This is a genomic window from Methanoculleus chikugoensis, from assembly GCF_019669965.1.
Taxonomy (GTDB): domain Archaea; phylum Halobacteriota; class Methanomicrobia; order Methanomicrobiales; family Methanoculleaceae; genus Methanoculleus; species Methanoculleus chikugoensis.
Window position 1 is genome coordinate 836,087 of sequence record NZ_AP019781.1, and the last position, 13,589, is coordinate 849,675.

Genomic DNA, 13,589 nt, shown 5'->3' on the forward strand with positions numbered 1-13,589 from the left:
CATTTATCCCTACGTATGAAAATTATAAGAACACTTTTGGGTTATATTGTATGCATGGTCTTTATACATAAGCGTGGATATAATTAATTAGTCATTATGAGGGTGTGAAGCTGAATGAGGGTCTTCTTCATAGGATTCGGTCAGGCTGGGGGCAAAATTGTCGATATGTTCATCGAACAGGACAAACGAATGCAGACCCAGAATTTCAGGGGGATTGCCGTAAATACGGCGCGTACCGACCTGATGGGGCTGAAAAACATCGAACTTAAAGATCGGCTCCTGATCGGACAGACCGTGGTGAAAGGCCATGGTGTCGGGACCGACAACGTGACCGGTGCGCGGGTGACCGCCGATGAGATTGATGCTATTATCAACGCCATCGATTCGCGCGGTACGCACGACATCGATGCCTTTGTCATCATCGCCGGCCTCGGCGGCGGAACCGGCTCAGGGGGTTCGCCGGTCCTCGCCCGCCACTTAAAGCGCATCTACCGGGAACCGGTCTATGCGATCGGCATCCTGCCTGCCCCCGAGGAAGGCCGACTCTATTCCTACAATGCAGCGCGTTCCCTGAGCACCCTGGTGAACGAGGCGGATAATACCTTCATCTTCGACAATAGTGCCTGGAAGAATGAAGGAGAGAGCGTCAAGGATGCGTATAACCGGCTGAACGACGAGATCGTCCGCCGGTTCGGAGTGCTTTTCCGTGCAGGCGAGGTCGGCAAGGCCGGCGTCGGCGAGATGGTTGTGGATTCGAGCGAGGTCATCAACACTCTCCGGGGTGGCGGCATCAGTTCTGTCGGATACGCCATCAGCGAGAAGATCAGCCCCCGTACGAAGCAGAGCCAGGGGCTCCTCTCCGGCCTGGTGCGCAAGAAGGAGAAGACCGAGGAAGTCCTGACCGGCGAGGACAAGTCGGCGAAGATCATCGCTCTTGTTCGGCGTGCCATGCTCGGGCGTCTCACCCTGCCGTGCGACTACTCGACGGCCGAGCGCGGTCTCGTCCTTCTCGCGGGACCGCCGGATGAGATGGATAGGAAGGGCGTCGAGAAGTCGAAGAGCTGGGTGGAGGAGAATATCGCCGGCGTCGAGGTGCGTGGCGGGGATTACCCGGTGCAGAGCGACTACATCGCCGCGGTGGTGGTTCTCGCGACGATCGGGAACGCTCCCCGGATCACCGAACTTCTTGAGATTGCCAAGTCCACGAAGGAAGATGTCCTCAAGTCTAAGGAAAAACGCTCGACCATGTTTGACGACGGCATAGAGCCGCTGTTCGAGTGAGGATGCGCTATGAAAGCAAACATCAGCAGATGGTTCATTCTCCTGCTGGCACTGGTCTGTGTCGCGCAGGCAGCATCGGCGTTCGACGTCAAGACCGAGACCGTCAACCCCGCAAGCGGCGCTCTCGAACCCGGTCAGCAGGTGACCGCGCGCTACGTGCTCACCTATGATATGCTCACCGATGGCGGGAACGACGAGTCATTCGAGTTCAGCACCGGGCTGCAGAACCCTGTCTGGGACTTCATCGTCTACCGCGACGGGGTCGCCATCTACACCACCAAGAAGACCGGGTACTACCCGGTTCTGACGGAGTTCGAGATCTCCTATGGTAAGGGCGATATCGAGCTGGATGCCCAGGTGCGGGGCGTTGTCCCTTCGACCGGGGGCTTAAAGGTTCTGGTGACCAAGATCGAGCACCTGCGGGACAAAGATGTGAAGGACACTCACTCCGTGACCCGCGACGTCGTGAATTCGGCCCAGGTCGAGGGTTCTCTTGCCGCCCAGCAGCAGCGCCTCAAAGACCTGAAGGCCGATCTCGATGAGAAATCCGCACAGGGCGTGGATGTCGCCGCCGTCCAGGCCAGGTACAACGCCGCGAGCCAGGCGCTCACCAGCGCCGGGTCTGCAGGCCCGTCGCAGGCGGCGAGTTACATCGCCACCGCAAAGAAAGATATCGACGAGGGGATTGCGCTCCTCGATAAGGCATGGGCCGAGAAATCAGTCGCCGACACCGGCGCGGCGATCGAGTCCCTCGACGGGATGATCACCTACTTCGTCGAGAACCGTTCCATGAGTGCCGATCCGCAGGTGGTCGCCATCATGACCAAGCGGGAGAGCGCCGTCCAGTTCTACTCCCAGGCACAGGACAACCTGAACGGCAAGAACTATCCGCTGGCGCGGTCGAAGGCAGGGGACGGCCTGAATAAGGCGAACGAGGCTCTGGCCGATGCGAATGCGCTCAAGGAGAAGATCGGCGAAGGATTCAATCTTGGAGGTAACCTCCTCCTCTACATTGGCATCGGGGTCATCATCGTCCTTATCGTCGCAGGCGTCGTGATATACCGGAAGAAGACCGGCTGGGACGAACTCGGATAGCCCTGACACCCGCCCTCTTTTCGCACCCTCATCTTTTGTACCTGTTCTCCGGCGTGAGTAGCGTCCAACGCTCCTGGTAAAGTCCATTGACCCTACTGCTTGTTGTCATCTAAAACCCCAGTACTTCGCTAAAACGGTTGAGGTAATCTTCAAGAGGTCAAACCATCGACCTCCCTTCGCGTTCTTCGCGGCTTCGCGTGAAGCCATATTGCTATCTTTGCCCATTTAACTCGCGCGAAGAACGCGAAGCCGCGAAGGGGAGTTGCAGGTGATTATACCGAACTTCGCGCTCTTCGCACCTGCGGTGCTCAAGCTCCGGGCGTTCCGCCCATCGCTCTTCGCGGCTTCGCGTGAGTATTCAGTACAAGGGAGTGATAGAGCCTCACGCGAAGGACGCGAAGCGCGAGAATCCGAGTCTTGAGAACTCCGGGAGATTTTGAGGAGAAGAAGGAGATGTGGGGAACCTAGATCTTCTACCGCTGAACCGAAAAAGGGGTGTCAGGCAGTCGTCCCTGCGGGAACCTTCGAGAAGACCTCGAGGTTCCTGCTCCCCACCTTTCCGTCCCGCAGGAAGTAATACTCAAGCAGCCTGTCCTTATTCTCTTCGTACGAGAACCAGTAGTTCAGCCGATAAGTCTCCTTCACGTAGCCTTCGAGAGTCGGGTAGGTATCGGCATCGTGGGTGATCACGAGATCGAAGTCTCCTCCGTATATCGTCTGCTCGCTCACCTTCTGGCTGTAATACGCGAGTTTCGAGGCGCGGTCGCCCCGGTAGTACCAGGGCAGCGGCCAGTAGGAGTCGGTCGCAACCGCCACCTTATCCGCGGCATCGATCTTCGCAAAGACCTCCCGCAGGTCTTCGGAGTTCTGCACCTGCACGATGGGCTCGTTGATATCCGCCGGGGTGTACGCCACGTGGAACGTCATGACGATCAGGAAGACGCTTGCCGCGACGGCGATGACCGCCTTCTTCGTGGTCATCGCATAGACCGCGACGAAGATCATGGGCAGGAGTTGGTGGAGGATCAGCCATGGCACCTTCTCGCCGATGTAGGCGTAGGCTGTAATCGAGAGGAGCATCCAGAAGATGGCGAACCGCGCAAACTCTTTCTGCCGGTCGACCGGTTGGATTTCACCGGTGCCTGAGAGGATCTCGCGGAGCCGGTCCCTCCAGCCCGGTGCCTGAAGGGTGGGCGGGGCTGTAACTCCGGCGGCCTCGTCCGCTGCTTCTTCACCGGGGAGCTCTGCCGGACGCTCTCCCCTCTCTCTCCGGCGGGTGATAATCCCGCGGATATCGATGAACTGCAACGTCCCGACCACGGCGAGGATCAGGATCGGCACCTCGTAGAGGATGAAGAGCAGGATGTAGAAGTACGGCGGCCCTCCGAGACGTTGCATCTGATGCATGGCGGTCCAGTGCTCGATGGCCCGGAGCCACCAGGTCACGATCATCTCCGGATGGGCGCCGAACGAAGAGTAGAAGGCCGCCATGATCCCGAAGACAACGAGGGCGACGAGCGCGAGATCCCGAACCCAGCGCTTCGGGAGCCGAACCTTTCTCGTCCAGACCAGGTAAAGGAGGTATGTCCCGAAGATCAGGATGACGATCGGCATGTTCTCCATCGTGGATATCCCGAGGCCGATCACCGTCCCGGCGATGAGTGCATACCGCATCTGCCCTCGCTCGAAGTAGTAAAGGAGAGCGACGAGGAGCACCATCGTGAAGAAGATGATGAAGGGATCGTCACGGAGGAACCGTGAGAAGTAGACCATGTTCGGCGATATGGCGATGAAGAGCGCCGCTACCAGGGTCTGCTTCTTGTCGAGGTACCCGAGCTTGTAGATCGGGTAGAGCAACGGGACAAGCAGGGTGCCGAGCAGTGCCGGGACGAGCCTGCCCACGAGGTCGGAGTCACCGAGGAGTGCAAACATCCCGGCCGTGACGTAGTAACGCAACGGCCCGTGGTACATGGGGTCGTAGATGTAGGCCCCCTCGGTCAGGAGTTTGTATGAGAACCACGCGTGAATAGCCTCGTCGTGGTGGTAGAGTTTCAGATCTAGAAAGTAAAAACGAAGAATAATTGTGGCCAGAAGTATGAGGAGAAAAAGCCCCTCGAACGGGAGTCGTTCACGGAACCTTGCCGCGAACACGGCGGCCTTCACGCCGCACTCACCTCAGCTCTCCAGCACAATCTCAATGCCGATGTCTTTTGGAACCTGAATGCGCATCAGCTGGCGTAGCGCACGCTCGTCGGCATCGATGTCGATGAGCCTCTTGTGCACCCGCATCTGCCAGCGATCCCAGGTTGCGGTACCTTCGCCGTCAGGGCTCTTCCTGGTGGGGACCACGAGTTTCTTCGTGGGCAGCGGGATCGGACCTGCCAGATTGACGCCGGTACGCTCTGCTATCTCTTTGATCCGGTCGCAGACCATCTCGATTTTTTCGAAATCAGTTCCGGAAAGACGTATTCTGGCCTTCTGCATGTTAACCACCAAAAAATTATAGGTATCTTCTTATCTCATCTGCTTGGGTGTGATGTCCATGCACACGCCTGCCGCAATGGTGGATCCCATATCACGGACCGCGAACCGCCCAAGCTGCGGGATCTCCTTGACCTTCTCGATGACCATGGGCTGGGTGGGCCGGATCTTGACGATTGCAGCGTCGCCGGTCTTGAGGAACGTGGGGTTCTCTTCCTTGACCTGGCCGGTCCGCGGGTCGAGTTTCTTCATGAGCTCAACGAAGGAGCATGCGATCTGGGCGGTGTGGCAGTGGAAGACCGGGGTGTAACCGACGGTCAGGGCGCTGGGGTGGTGGAGCACGACGATCTGAGCGATGAACTCCTCTGCAACGGTCGGGGGTACGTCGGCGGGACCGCAGACGTCGCCACGGCGGATGTCGCCCTTGCCGATACCGCGGACGTTGAACCCGACGTTGTCGCCCGGAAGTGCCTGCGGGATCTCCTCGTGGTGCATCTCGATGGACTTGATCTCACCCTCTTTGTTCGCGGGCATGAAGCTGACCTTCATTCCCTTCTTCATGATACCGGTCTCGACACGGCCGACGGGGACGGTCCCGATACCGGAGATGGAGTAGACGTCCTGGATGGGGAGACGCATGGGCAGGTTCGTGGGCTTCTCGGGTTCGGTGAGCGCGTTGAGTGCGTCGAGCACCGTCGGGCCCTTGTACCAGGGAGTGTTCTCGCTGAGCTTCCCGATGTTGTCGCCGACGAACGAGCTCATCGGGATGAAGCTGATGGCGTCGGGCTTGTAACCGACCATCTTGAGCAGCTGGGAGAGCTGTTCCTTGACCTCGTTGAAGCGCTTCTCGTCGTACTTGACGACGTCCATCTTGTTGACGCCGATGATCAGCTGGTTGATGCCGAGCGTACGGGAGAGGAAGACGTGCTCCTTGGTCTGCTCCATCACGCCGTCGGGTGCGGCGACGACCAGCAGCGCGGCGTCTGCCTGGGATGCGCCCGTGATCATGTTCTTGACGAAGTCACGGTGGCCGGGGCAGTCCACGACGGTGAAGTAGTACTTGTCCGTGTCGAACCGCTTGTGGGCGATATCGATGGTGATACCACGCTCACGCTCTTCCTTGAGGCTGTCCATCACCCAGGCGAACTCGAAGGAGCCCTTGCCTTTGGATTCGGCCTCCTTCCTGAACGACTCGATGATGTGAGGCGGTACCGCTCCGGTCTCAAAGAGCAACCGACCGACGGTGGTAGACTTCCCGTGGTCGATGTGTCCGATTACTGCTAAATTCATGTGGGGCTTCTCAGCTGCCATAGTTTGTATCCTCCACTCAATAGGCGTGTCAGCTCGAACAGCCTGCTTATGCGAGTATCTTATACGTAGGACGTCTTCCATATAAAGCATTTCTATGCGCGCCAGTAGCGCGCACGCTTCAAAAAACCCCGGTAATCGACAGAATCTTATTCTCGGGAAATCTACGTTCCTCGTACCATGAAGATACTTGAGTTTCACCGTGACGATGGAAGTGACCGGGTGAAGGTAGCATGCGCAGATCGCGAGGTCTCGGTTCACTCCCACTGTGGCTACTGCAGGCACTGTGCGGGTGTCCGGGTGGGCAAGCGGACGATCCCGACGCCGCAGCGCCAGGCTTTCTCCGGCGTTCAGCAAGGTGGAAATCCGGACGAGAACCTGCTCAACGCAGCCATGATGTTCAATACCCTTGTCCGGGACGGCACTGCTATCGAGTGCGATGATGACGCGGGCGAAGGGTTCGCTTCAATGTACCGCCGGTAGATCCCGGTGCCGGTTCTTCACCGGGGCGGTCATCGGCCTGTTACCGCCTCCGGCGCCGGCGCACGGGGCTATCCTTCACTCCTCCTCGGCAGGGTCGTTCTGCCCGAACTCTCTTCGGATCCCTTCTGCGAACCTGTCGTACCCGATCTCGTCCATCTGATCCGCGAGAAGCCGGCCGCTCCATGCGGTGCGGTAGACCCAGTAGACGATGCGGTCGACGACCTCGACGACCTCTTCTTCCGTCTCAACGGTGACGAGTTCTTTTCCCGTAGTGGGAGAGGCTCCGCGCCGGCCGCCGACCATGATCTGGTAGTGGGCGTACTCGGACTTCAGGAGGTGGTAGGGACAGGAGTGGATGCATATCCCGCACTGGACGCATTTGCTCTCGTCGAGAACCGATATGCCGTTCTTCAGTTTTATGGCGCATTCCCTGCAGTACTCCACGCAGGTGCCGCACCCCGTGCAGAGCCCCGGAGTGCGCAACGGCCGGATCCTGCCGATGATCCCGATGTCGTTGAGGAGCGGGCTGTTGCACATATGGGTGCAGCCGGAGATGGCGATGCGGAGCCGGATCGGGAGTTCTTTCCCGAAGACCCGCTCGTCGATCTTCCGGGCAAGGTCGATCGTCTCGCAGTTGGCGTACTTGCATCGCTCCGTGCCCGGACAGGCCATGACGTTGACGACTTCGTTCTGTTCCGCCCCGATGGGCGTCCCGTTCTTCTCGAGGGCTTTTGCGATCTTTGCGAGGTTGTCGGGGTTCACGTGCGGGATCTCCACGGTCTGGCGCATGGTGAGGTGGAGCGAGCCGTCACCGTACTTCTCGCTGATTTTTCCGAGTTGCTTGACCTGCGCCGCGGAGAGAACTCCTGCCGGAATCCGCAGCCGTACCGTCGCATAGTCTGCGTTTCGCTCGGTGATGATCCCTCCCCGGGAGTAGAGGGTATGGTCCTGTATCATTCTACAGTAGTAGCGGCCGCCGGGATAAAAAAGGTGATTACAGGAGGGCGAGGAGGAGAATGATCCCTGCCCGAACGATCTCGTTCGTCGCGCCGACGACGTCGCCGTTGACGCCGCAAAAAAGCCGTCGGGAGAGAGCGAGCATCAGTGCGGCGATGACGACCGTAGCGGCGAGGGCGAGCGCGATATTCGCCCGCGGCACCGGCAGCAGGAAGAGCGGCAGTGCGAGCAGGAAGGCCGGGACGACGAACCACGGTTTTGCAAACCCGTGGAGGTAGGAGTGAATCCCCTCCCGGAACGGCGCGCCGAGCGTGGTGAGCCAGGACATCGCGACCTTTGCGCAGACTTCGGCGATGAGGATGGCCGCCGGGAGGTGCGCGGCGGCCTGGAGCCCGGCGAACGCGAGAAGCGTGACGACGATCCCCGCCGCGACCGCTCCGGCGCCGGTCGTCCGGTCGGTCATGGCCGCGACCCTCTTCTCCCGGCTGCCGTGGGCCATAAGCCCGTCGCCGAAGTCCAGCAGGCCGTCGAAGTGGTTGCACCCGGAGAGGACGAGCACCGTCGCGAGAGCGACGACCGCACCCACTACGGGGGACGCTATCCAGCAGGTAATTCCGGCCGCTATCCCGCCGATGACGTACCCGGCGAGCGGGTAGAGGTAGGAGCGGCGGGCAAAGTGCTCGAACTCGACCGGTCTCCCGAGGGGGAGGGAGGTGCAGAACTGCAGGAGGGCGAGGACCGACTTCACACCGATCCCATCGACTCGCTGTAAAGGCGCGACGTGCAGCCCGCGATCAGCCCGGCGACGGCGTCGTCGAGGAACGGCCCGAGGTTGCCCAGGATCCCCGGTTTCTTCTGGTCGTAGCGGGTGAACTCAAACCGCGCATAGGTCCCCCCGATCACCTCGGCGATGGCCATCCCGATGATCTCGTCGGAGAGGAGGAAGACCGGGTCGTCGGCGATCTCGGAGTCTTTCCGCTTTACGTAGAGTTCGTCCTCGAGCAGGAGGGCGCCGAGGAGGAGCGATGAAATGTTTGGGTCCTCCAGTGCCTTCCCGATCTTTGCGTCAAGCCTGCGCGCGGCCTCATCCGCCTCTATCCCGTGGGGAACGTAGAGTTCCATCGCGGCAGCGACGATATCTCCCCTTACGATGCCCTTCTCTTCCAGTCTGCGCTCTATCTCGAACATTATTCAAGTATTAGGGTAGGGGAGGTATTTTGGAGTTTGGTATTAGCGATGGGCGCTCGCACCGTCCGGTTCGAGCAGCCGGAGCTGGAGCGGAGCACCGGGTGCGACCGCGACGCTCCGCCACACCCGGCCACTGCGCGCCCCCTCCACGCTCACGTCCGACCCCTGCCTTCCTCCCGCACGCCCCGACGGCAACCTCTTCTATTCTGCGGCGCCTACCCTGTAATAATGTCTCATCCCTTCCTCTCAGAAGACCTGCAGATAAGGCCCGAGCGCCCGATGCTGGCACTCGTCCTCGGCAACACCATGCTCTCCACCGTCCCCGGCGTGTCGGGCGCAGGGCCGACCCCCGAAAAGACCCTGCTGACACCGAACCTGGACGCGGAGCTCGTCACGACCGGCGCGATCACGAGTGTCGCGGCCCGGCCGAACACCCCCACGGGGTGCCCGACGCCGGCGAGCATCACCCGGTCGATGGTGGAACTGACCGGGCTATGCCCCGTCATCATCAACGCGGGGCTCGCCCATACTCCCACCGTCCCCTGCCTTGACGTCTACGGGAGCCCCGGCGGCGATCCGAGAACGGAGGACGCAGTGCCGGAGGCGGCTGCCCTCTTCGAGCGGGGGGAGATGGTCGGCAGGCTTCTTGCTCAGTACAGCGACTTTTTGATGCTCGGGGAGTGCGTCCCCGGCGGCACCACCACCGCCCTCTGCGTTCTGCGGGCGCTCGGCTACGACGCCTCGGTCAGCAGCGCGTTTGCGAAGAACCCCCTCGGCCTGAAAGACACCATCTGCCGGGAAGCGCTCGCCCGGATCGACGCGACGGGTGCGAGAGGGCCTCTCGCGATCCTGCGTGCTGCGGGCGACCCTATGATGCCGGTTGCGGCGGGGATCGCGAGCACCTATACCGGCGACATCCTCTTTGCGGGCGGAACCCAGATGCTTGCCGTTGCGGCCGTCCTGAAAGCGCTCGGGAAACGGGTGCCGCACCTCGCGACGACGGTCTACGTCAGGGACGATCCGTCCGCCGGATTCGTCCGGTCGGTTGCCGATGTCGGCACCGCCGCATACTACGTCGACCCGAACTTCGCCGAGATCGGCCACGTCGGGCTCGCCCGCTACTGCATCGGCGAGGTCAAGGAGGGTATGGGGGCCGGAGGAGCCCTGACGCTCGCCTACCTCATGGGTCACGAGCCCGAAGAGATCTCCCGAAAAGTCTTCGATTTCGTCAGGAAGTACTCCTGAGGGAAGGACTATTTACCCTTTTACATCCATCTATAAGCAATGCTTCCACTCTATGTGGTCAACAATTACGGGCAGTTCAATCATCTGATCCTCCGGACGCTCCGTGACATGGAGATCGAAGCCACGATGATCTCAAATGAGACGCCGCCGGCCGAGGTCGCCCGGGGCTGCCGGGGAGTCATCCTCGGTGGCGGCCCGACCCTTGCGCGTGCCGGCGTCGCCTCTGCCTACATTGACCTCGGTCTCCCCGTCCTCGGGATCTGTCTTGGGCTGCACATCATGGCGACGGCCCGTGGGGGCGCGATCCGCCGGGGTGCGAGCGGCGGGTTCGGTGCCGTCGAGGTCGAGATCCTCGAACAGAGTTCCCTTCTCCAGGGCTACCCCGACCGGATACGGGTATGGGCATCGCACGCGGACGAGGTCTCGGTTGTGCCGGAAGGGTTTGTCCGGCTTGCAGGATCGTCCATCTGCGACGTGGAAGCGATCGCATCTCCCGGTGAACACCTCTACGGGATCCAGTGGCACCCGGAGGTCAGCCATACCGTCAACGGAAGGCTTCTCTTTGAGAATTTTGACAGGATATGCTCGGAGTAGATGACGTTGCGGCTCAACTCGGGTCGATTGGATTCCGTTGCAGGGGATGCGGCGGCTGCTGCCGGCGGGTCGCGGAGGACTCGAACCTCGTGCTGGTGAGTCCTGCCGAGGTCCGGGCAATCATGGCGGCGACCGGTATGGCCTGGGACGAGGTTGCCGAGCCCTATCCCGACTTCATCGGTGCCGATGGCGGCGGGGAGTACACTCTTGCATGGTGCCTCAGGCGAACGGTCGATGCCTGCATCTTCCTCCGGGACGGGCGGTGCTCGATCTATGCTCACCGCCCCTGGATCTGCCGCACCTATCCGTTCATGCTGGTGGACGACGACCTCGCGGTATCGGAGTGTCCCGGCCTCGGTGCGCGGTTCTCCCCCTGCGATGCGCGCGATGCGGCGACCGACCTCTGCAGGCGGCAGGCCGCCGAGACGGTGGAGGAGGCCGGTATCCGCGCCGTCTTCCATGAAGCGGTGGTGCCGCCGGGGAAGCGCGCCGTGATCGACAGCGAGGGCGTGAAGGTGCTCCATGACTGAGATCCGTCTCGTCGGGACGGCCCACGTCTCGCAGAAGAGCGTTGAGGAGGTTCGATCCGCCATCGAAGAGTTCCAGCCCGATATCGTCGGCGTCGAGCTTGACCGGGGAAGATTCATATCGCTCACCCAGGAGACGGCCGAACCCTCGGTGGCGGAGATCCTGAAAGGCGGGAACTTCGGCCAGCTCCTCGTTCAGTGGGTGCTCACCTACATCCAGCAACGAATCGGCGCAGAAACCGGCGTGAAGCCCGGTGCCGAGATGATCGCCGCCATCGAGGAGGCTGAAGCACACCAGAAGCCTGTGGCGCTCATCGACCGGGATATCCGGATCACGCTTGCCCGGTTCTGGGGCAAGATGGGTATCTGGGAGAAGATCAAACTCGTCGGAGCCCTGATCTACTCGCTTGTGAGCGTCGAGGGCGAGAAGATCGATGTTGACGAGTTCACGGACCAGGACGTCGTGAGCGCCGCGATGGAGGAGTTCCGGAAGTTCTCTCCCCGGGGCGCCCAGGCCCTGATCGACGAACGGGACGCCTATCTGGCCCACCAGGTCCTGATGCTCACCGGCCGGTACGAGCGGGTACTTGTCGTCGTCGGCGCCGGGCATATCCAGGGCGTGCAACGCTACCTGGACGCCCCGGAGATGTTGCCGCCGCTCCCGACCCTGACCGCCGGGGTGAAGAGTCTGCCGTGGGCGAAGATCATCGGGGCTGCCGTCACCCTCCTCTTCCTCCTCCTGATCGCCGCGATAGCGTTCTCGGGCGTGGGGATTGACGTCCTGCTGACCGCTCTCCTCTACTGGATCGTGATCAACGGCGTCCTGAGCGCCGTATTCGCGCTTGCAGCCGGCGGACACCCTCTCTCGGCTGCCACGGCGTTTGCGGTCTCCTGGCTGACGTCGCTCAACCCGCTGCTTGCGGCAGGATGGTTCGCCGCCATCGTCGAGGCAAAGATTCGCAAACCTGCTATCGGGGATTTCCGGCAGATCATCGCTGCCGAGACCTTCTCGGAGATGCGGCGGATCCCGCTCTTCCGGGTAGTGCTGGTTGCAGCTCTCACGAACGTGGGGAGCACGCTCGGGACAATCACGTACTTCCTGTTCATCTTCCCGATCCTTGGGGTCGATCCGATGGTGGTCATCACCGACGGCTTCTCGAACATGCTCCAGATGATACTGGGCCTCTTCTAGGGCGGCCTTTCTGCTGGAGCCCTCCCCTCATCCGTTTCCCCAAGGTATTTAGGCCGGGAGTGCCCACCATCGTTGCATGAGTCCGATTGGTGGAACGGTCAATCTCGGTGTCACCGTGATACGGAGCAGGCACAGCGTGCGGAAGTACAAGGACAATCCCATTGAGGAGAAGATCATCAAAGACGCCCTGGACTGCGCGCGCCTTGCTCCGACCGCACGAAACGAGCAGCCCTGGCTTTTCGGGACGGTCCAGAGCCGCGAGACGCTGCGGGCGATTGCCGATCTCGCCGAGAACGCCAGGTTTATCGCCGATGCGCCGATCTGTTTCGTCGTCTTCGGGAAGCGGGATGCAAAGTATTACCTCGAAGACTGCTGTGCGGCGACGATGCAGCTCCTCCTCGCGCTCCAGGCATGGGGTGTCGGAACCTGCTGGGTGGCGGGGGAGAAGAAGGATTACGCCGAGGACGTCCGGAAACTTCTCAACGTCCCGGAGGAGTATACGCTTGTATCGCTCGTGCCTGCAGGATACCCCGAGGAGATCCAGATAAAGACGAAGAAGTTTCTTGACGAGGTCACGTTCTTCGAGCGCTACGAGGAAGAAGAGTAGGATCGTATAACGGAACTTCTTTTTTCACGCCTTCTTCTTCATCCGTCGCTCTGCTTTGCCGGACAGTAGGGGCAGAGGGCGTTTGGGACGTCGTCGGCCTTCTCCCTGACCGGGCAGAGGTACTCCCCGTTCCTGACTTCGACCTCGAACCCGCCGGGAAACGGCGTTCCCACGGGGTGGGCGGGGCGGTCGAGGACGAAGATGTTGAAGGCGGCGAGGAGGAAGTAGAGGAGTTCGAGGTGCCGCTCCTCCTCGCCTCCGGCAAGGCACGTCTTCTCGACCATGTCGCAGAAGTCCCGGTATTCCCCCGGGAGCGGCCTCTCCCCGTCTTCCAGATCTCCCCGGCGGGCGGCGGAGATGAGGGTATGGTGCGTCTCGAAGATCTGCTCCATCACGCTCGGGTAGAGCCGGCGCCGGTATCCGGCGGGGACGGACCGGAGGTCGCGCTCCACCCGCGCCCGCATCTCCTGGAGGTCGAAGAGCGAGTAGCCGGACACCTCCCGGTAGAGGATCGTCGTGAGTTCTCTCCTGGTCCCTGCCGACCGCAGGCGGGCGCAGACCCGGCGGACATCTCCCCTTGTGCTCATCGCATCTCGGAGATATGATTGTGCCTGCAGATGCATCAGTCCTT

The 13,589-nt window shown here is 61.2% G+C and carries 15 protein-coding genes; 8 read left to right on the top strand and 7 right to left on the bottom strand.

The window, feature by feature from the left end; genetic code table 11:
• Positions 1-114: 114 nt before the first annotated feature.
• Together MchiMG62_RS04340 and MchiMG62_RS04345 are read left to right on the top strand one after the other, a co-directional pair.
• Positions 115-1,281: a tubulin/FtsZ family protein gene (locus MchiMG62_RS04340; RefSeq protein WP_074369281.1), complete on the top strand. Its 1,167-nt coding sequence runs from the start codon at positions 115-117 to the stop codon at positions 1,279-1,281.
• A 9-nt stretch (positions 1,282-1,290) separates the two neighbouring features.
• Entirely contained in the window at positions 1,291-2,376 is a 1,086-nt protein-coding gene (locus tag MchiMG62_RS04345) for a hypothetical protein (protein ID WP_221058040.1), read from the top strand.
• A 498-nt stretch (positions 2,377-2,874) separates the two neighbouring features.
• Here MchiMG62_RS04345 and MchiMG62_RS04350 read toward each other — a convergent pair whose 3' ends face one another.
• The 3 genes from MchiMG62_RS04350 to tuf are packed head-to-tail and all read right to left on the bottom strand — an operon-like array spanning position 2,875 to position 6,168.
• Positions 2,875-4,539: a flippase activity-associated protein Agl23 gene (locus MchiMG62_RS04350; RefSeq protein ID WP_221058041.1), complete on the bottom strand. Its 1,665-nt coding sequence runs from the start codon at positions 4,537-4,539 to the stop codon at positions 2,875-2,877.
• A gap of 12 nt (positions 4,540-4,551) precedes the next feature.
• Positions 4,552-4,860, bottom strand: coding sequence for a 30S ribosomal protein S10 (gene rpsJ / locus MchiMG62_RS04355; protein ID WP_011843573.1), 309 nt, complete (start codon positions 4,858-4,860; stop codon positions 4,552-4,554).
• Between the two features lie 30 nt (positions 4,861-4,890).
• Positions 4,891-6,168 carry a translation elongation factor EF-1 subunit alpha gene (gene tuf / locus MchiMG62_RS04360; RefSeq protein WP_221058042.1) on the bottom strand — a complete coding sequence of 426 codons (1,278 nt, stop codon included), beginning with the start codon at positions 6,166-6,168 and terminating at the stop codon, positions 4,891-4,893.
• A gap of 177 nt (positions 6,169-6,345) precedes the next feature.
• Here tuf and MchiMG62_RS04365 point away from each other — a divergent pair, with 177 nt between their 5' ends.
• Positions 6,346-6,648, top strand: a complete 303-nt coding sequence (locus tag MchiMG62_RS04365) for a hypothetical protein (protein WP_054848184.1) — start codon at positions 6,346-6,348, stop codon at positions 6,646-6,648.
• 75 nt (positions 6,649-6,723) lie between these two features.
• Here the strand turns inward: MchiMG62_RS04365 and MchiMG62_RS04370 are convergent, their stop codons facing one another.
• From MchiMG62_RS04370 to MchiMG62_RS04380, 3 genes are read right to left on the bottom strand one after another with little or no spacing between them, the layout of a single operon-like run.
• Positions 6,724-7,605: a ferredoxin-like domain-containing protein gene (locus tag MchiMG62_RS04370; protein WP_221058043.1), complete on the bottom strand. Its 882-nt coding sequence runs from the start codon at positions 7,603-7,605 to the stop codon at positions 6,724-6,726.
• Between the two features lie 37 nt (positions 7,606-7,642).
• Entirely contained in the window at positions 7,643-8,353 is a 711-nt protein-coding gene (gene cobS / locus MchiMG62_RS04375; RefSeq protein ID WP_221058044.1) for an adenosylcobinamide-GDP ribazoletransferase, read from the bottom strand.
• On the bottom strand, positions 8,350-8,793 hold the full coding sequence (locus tag MchiMG62_RS04380; RefSeq protein ID WP_074369288.1) for a phosphatidylglycerophosphatase A: 444 nt from the start codon (positions 8,791-8,793) through the stop codon (positions 8,350-8,352). Before MchiMG62_RS04380 ends, cobS begins: the two co-directional genes overlap by 4 nt.
• Before the next feature lie 228 nt (positions 8,794-9,021).
• On the opposite strand from MchiMG62_RS04380, the gene cobT reads away from it, so the two are divergent.
• From cobT to MchiMG62_RS04405, 5 genes are all read left to right on the top strand, one after another.
• Positions 9,022-10,038, top strand: coding sequence for a nicotinate mononucleotide-dependent phosphoribosyltransferase CobT (gene cobT, locus MchiMG62_RS04385; protein ID WP_221058045.1), 1,017 nt, complete (start codon positions 9,022-9,024; stop codon positions 10,036-10,038).
• A 39-nt stretch (positions 10,039-10,077) separates the two neighbouring features.
• The gene (locus tag MchiMG62_RS04390; protein WP_221058046.1) at positions 10,078-10,632 is read left to right on the top strand and encodes a GMP synthase subunit A; all 555 of its coding nucleotides are present in this window, start codon (positions 10,078-10,080) and stop codon (positions 10,630-10,632) included.
• Positions 10,620-11,162 (top strand): YkgJ family cysteine cluster protein, encoded by a 543-nt coding sequence (locus MchiMG62_RS04395; RefSeq protein ID WP_221058047.1) that lies wholly within the window; start codon positions 10,620-10,622, stop codon positions 11,160-11,162. Before MchiMG62_RS04390 ends, MchiMG62_RS04395 begins: the two co-directional genes overlap by 13 nt.
• Positions 11,155-12,351, top strand: coding sequence for a TraB/GumN family protein (locus MchiMG62_RS04400; protein WP_221058048.1), 1,197 nt, complete (start codon positions 11,155-11,157; stop codon positions 12,349-12,351). Before MchiMG62_RS04395 ends, MchiMG62_RS04400 begins: the two co-directional genes overlap by 8 nt.
• 76 nt (positions 12,352-12,427) lie before the next feature.
• Entirely contained in the window at positions 12,428-12,958 is a 531-nt protein-coding gene (locus MchiMG62_RS04405) for a nitroreductase family protein (protein ID WP_221058049.1), read from the top strand.
• Between the two features lie 38 nt (positions 12,959-12,996).
• Here MchiMG62_RS04405 and MchiMG62_RS04410 read toward each other — a convergent pair whose 3' ends face one another.
• On the bottom strand, positions 12,997-13,545 hold the full coding sequence (locus MchiMG62_RS04410) for a DUF2115 domain-containing protein (protein ID WP_221058050.1): 549 nt from the start codon (positions 13,543-13,545) through the stop codon (positions 12,997-12,999).
• Positions 13,546-13,589: the final 44 nt, after the last annotated feature.

Coding starts and splice junctions, on each gene's coding strand:
- MchiMG62_RS04410 (WP_221058050.1), bottom strand. CDS start 13,545: ATGAGCACAAGGGGAGATGTCCGCCGGGTCTGCGCCCGCCTGCGGTCG.
- MchiMG62_RS04405 (WP_221058049.1), top strand. CDS start 12,428: ATGAGTCCGATTGGTGGAACGGTCAATCTCGGTGTCACCGTGATACGG.
- rpsJ (WP_011843573.1), bottom strand. CDS start 4,860: ATGCAGAAGGCCAGAATACGTCTTTCCGGAACTGATTTCGAAAAAATC.
- cobT (WP_221058045.1), top strand. CDS start 9,022: ATGTCTCATCCCTTCCTCTCAGAAGACCTGCAGATAAGGCCCGAGCGC.
- MchiMG62_RS04340 (WP_074369281.1), top strand. CDS start 115: ATGAGGGTCTTCTTCATAGGATTCGGTCAGGCTGGGGGCAAAATTGTC.
- MchiMG62_RS04370 (WP_221058043.1), bottom strand. CDS start 7,605: ATGATACAGGACCATACCCTCTACTCCCGGGGAGGGATCATCACCGAG.
- MchiMG62_RS04390 (WP_221058046.1), top strand. CDS start 10,078: ATGCTTCCACTCTATGTGGTCAACAATTACGGGCAGTTCAATCATCTG.
- MchiMG62_RS04365 (WP_054848184.1), top strand. CDS start 6,346: ATGAAGATACTTGAGTTTCACCGTGACGATGGAAGTGACCGGGTGAAG.
- MchiMG62_RS04380 (WP_074369288.1), bottom strand. CDS start 8,793: ATGTTCGAGATAGAGCGCAGACTGGAAGAGAAGGGCATCGTAAGGGGA.
- MchiMG62_RS04400 (WP_221058048.1), top strand. CDS start 11,155: ATGACTGAGATCCGTCTCGTCGGGACGGCCCACGTCTCGCAGAAGAGC.
- MchiMG62_RS04345 (WP_221058040.1), top strand. CDS start 1,291: ATGAAAGCAAACATCAGCAGATGGTTCATTCTCCTGCTGGCACTGGTC.
- MchiMG62_RS04395 (WP_221058047.1), top strand. CDS start 10,620: ATGCTCGGAGTAGATGACGTTGCGGCTCAACTCGGGTCGATTGGATTC.
- tuf (WP_221058042.1), bottom strand. CDS start 6,168: ATGGCAGCTGAGAAGCCCCACATGAATTTAGCAGTAATCGGACACATC.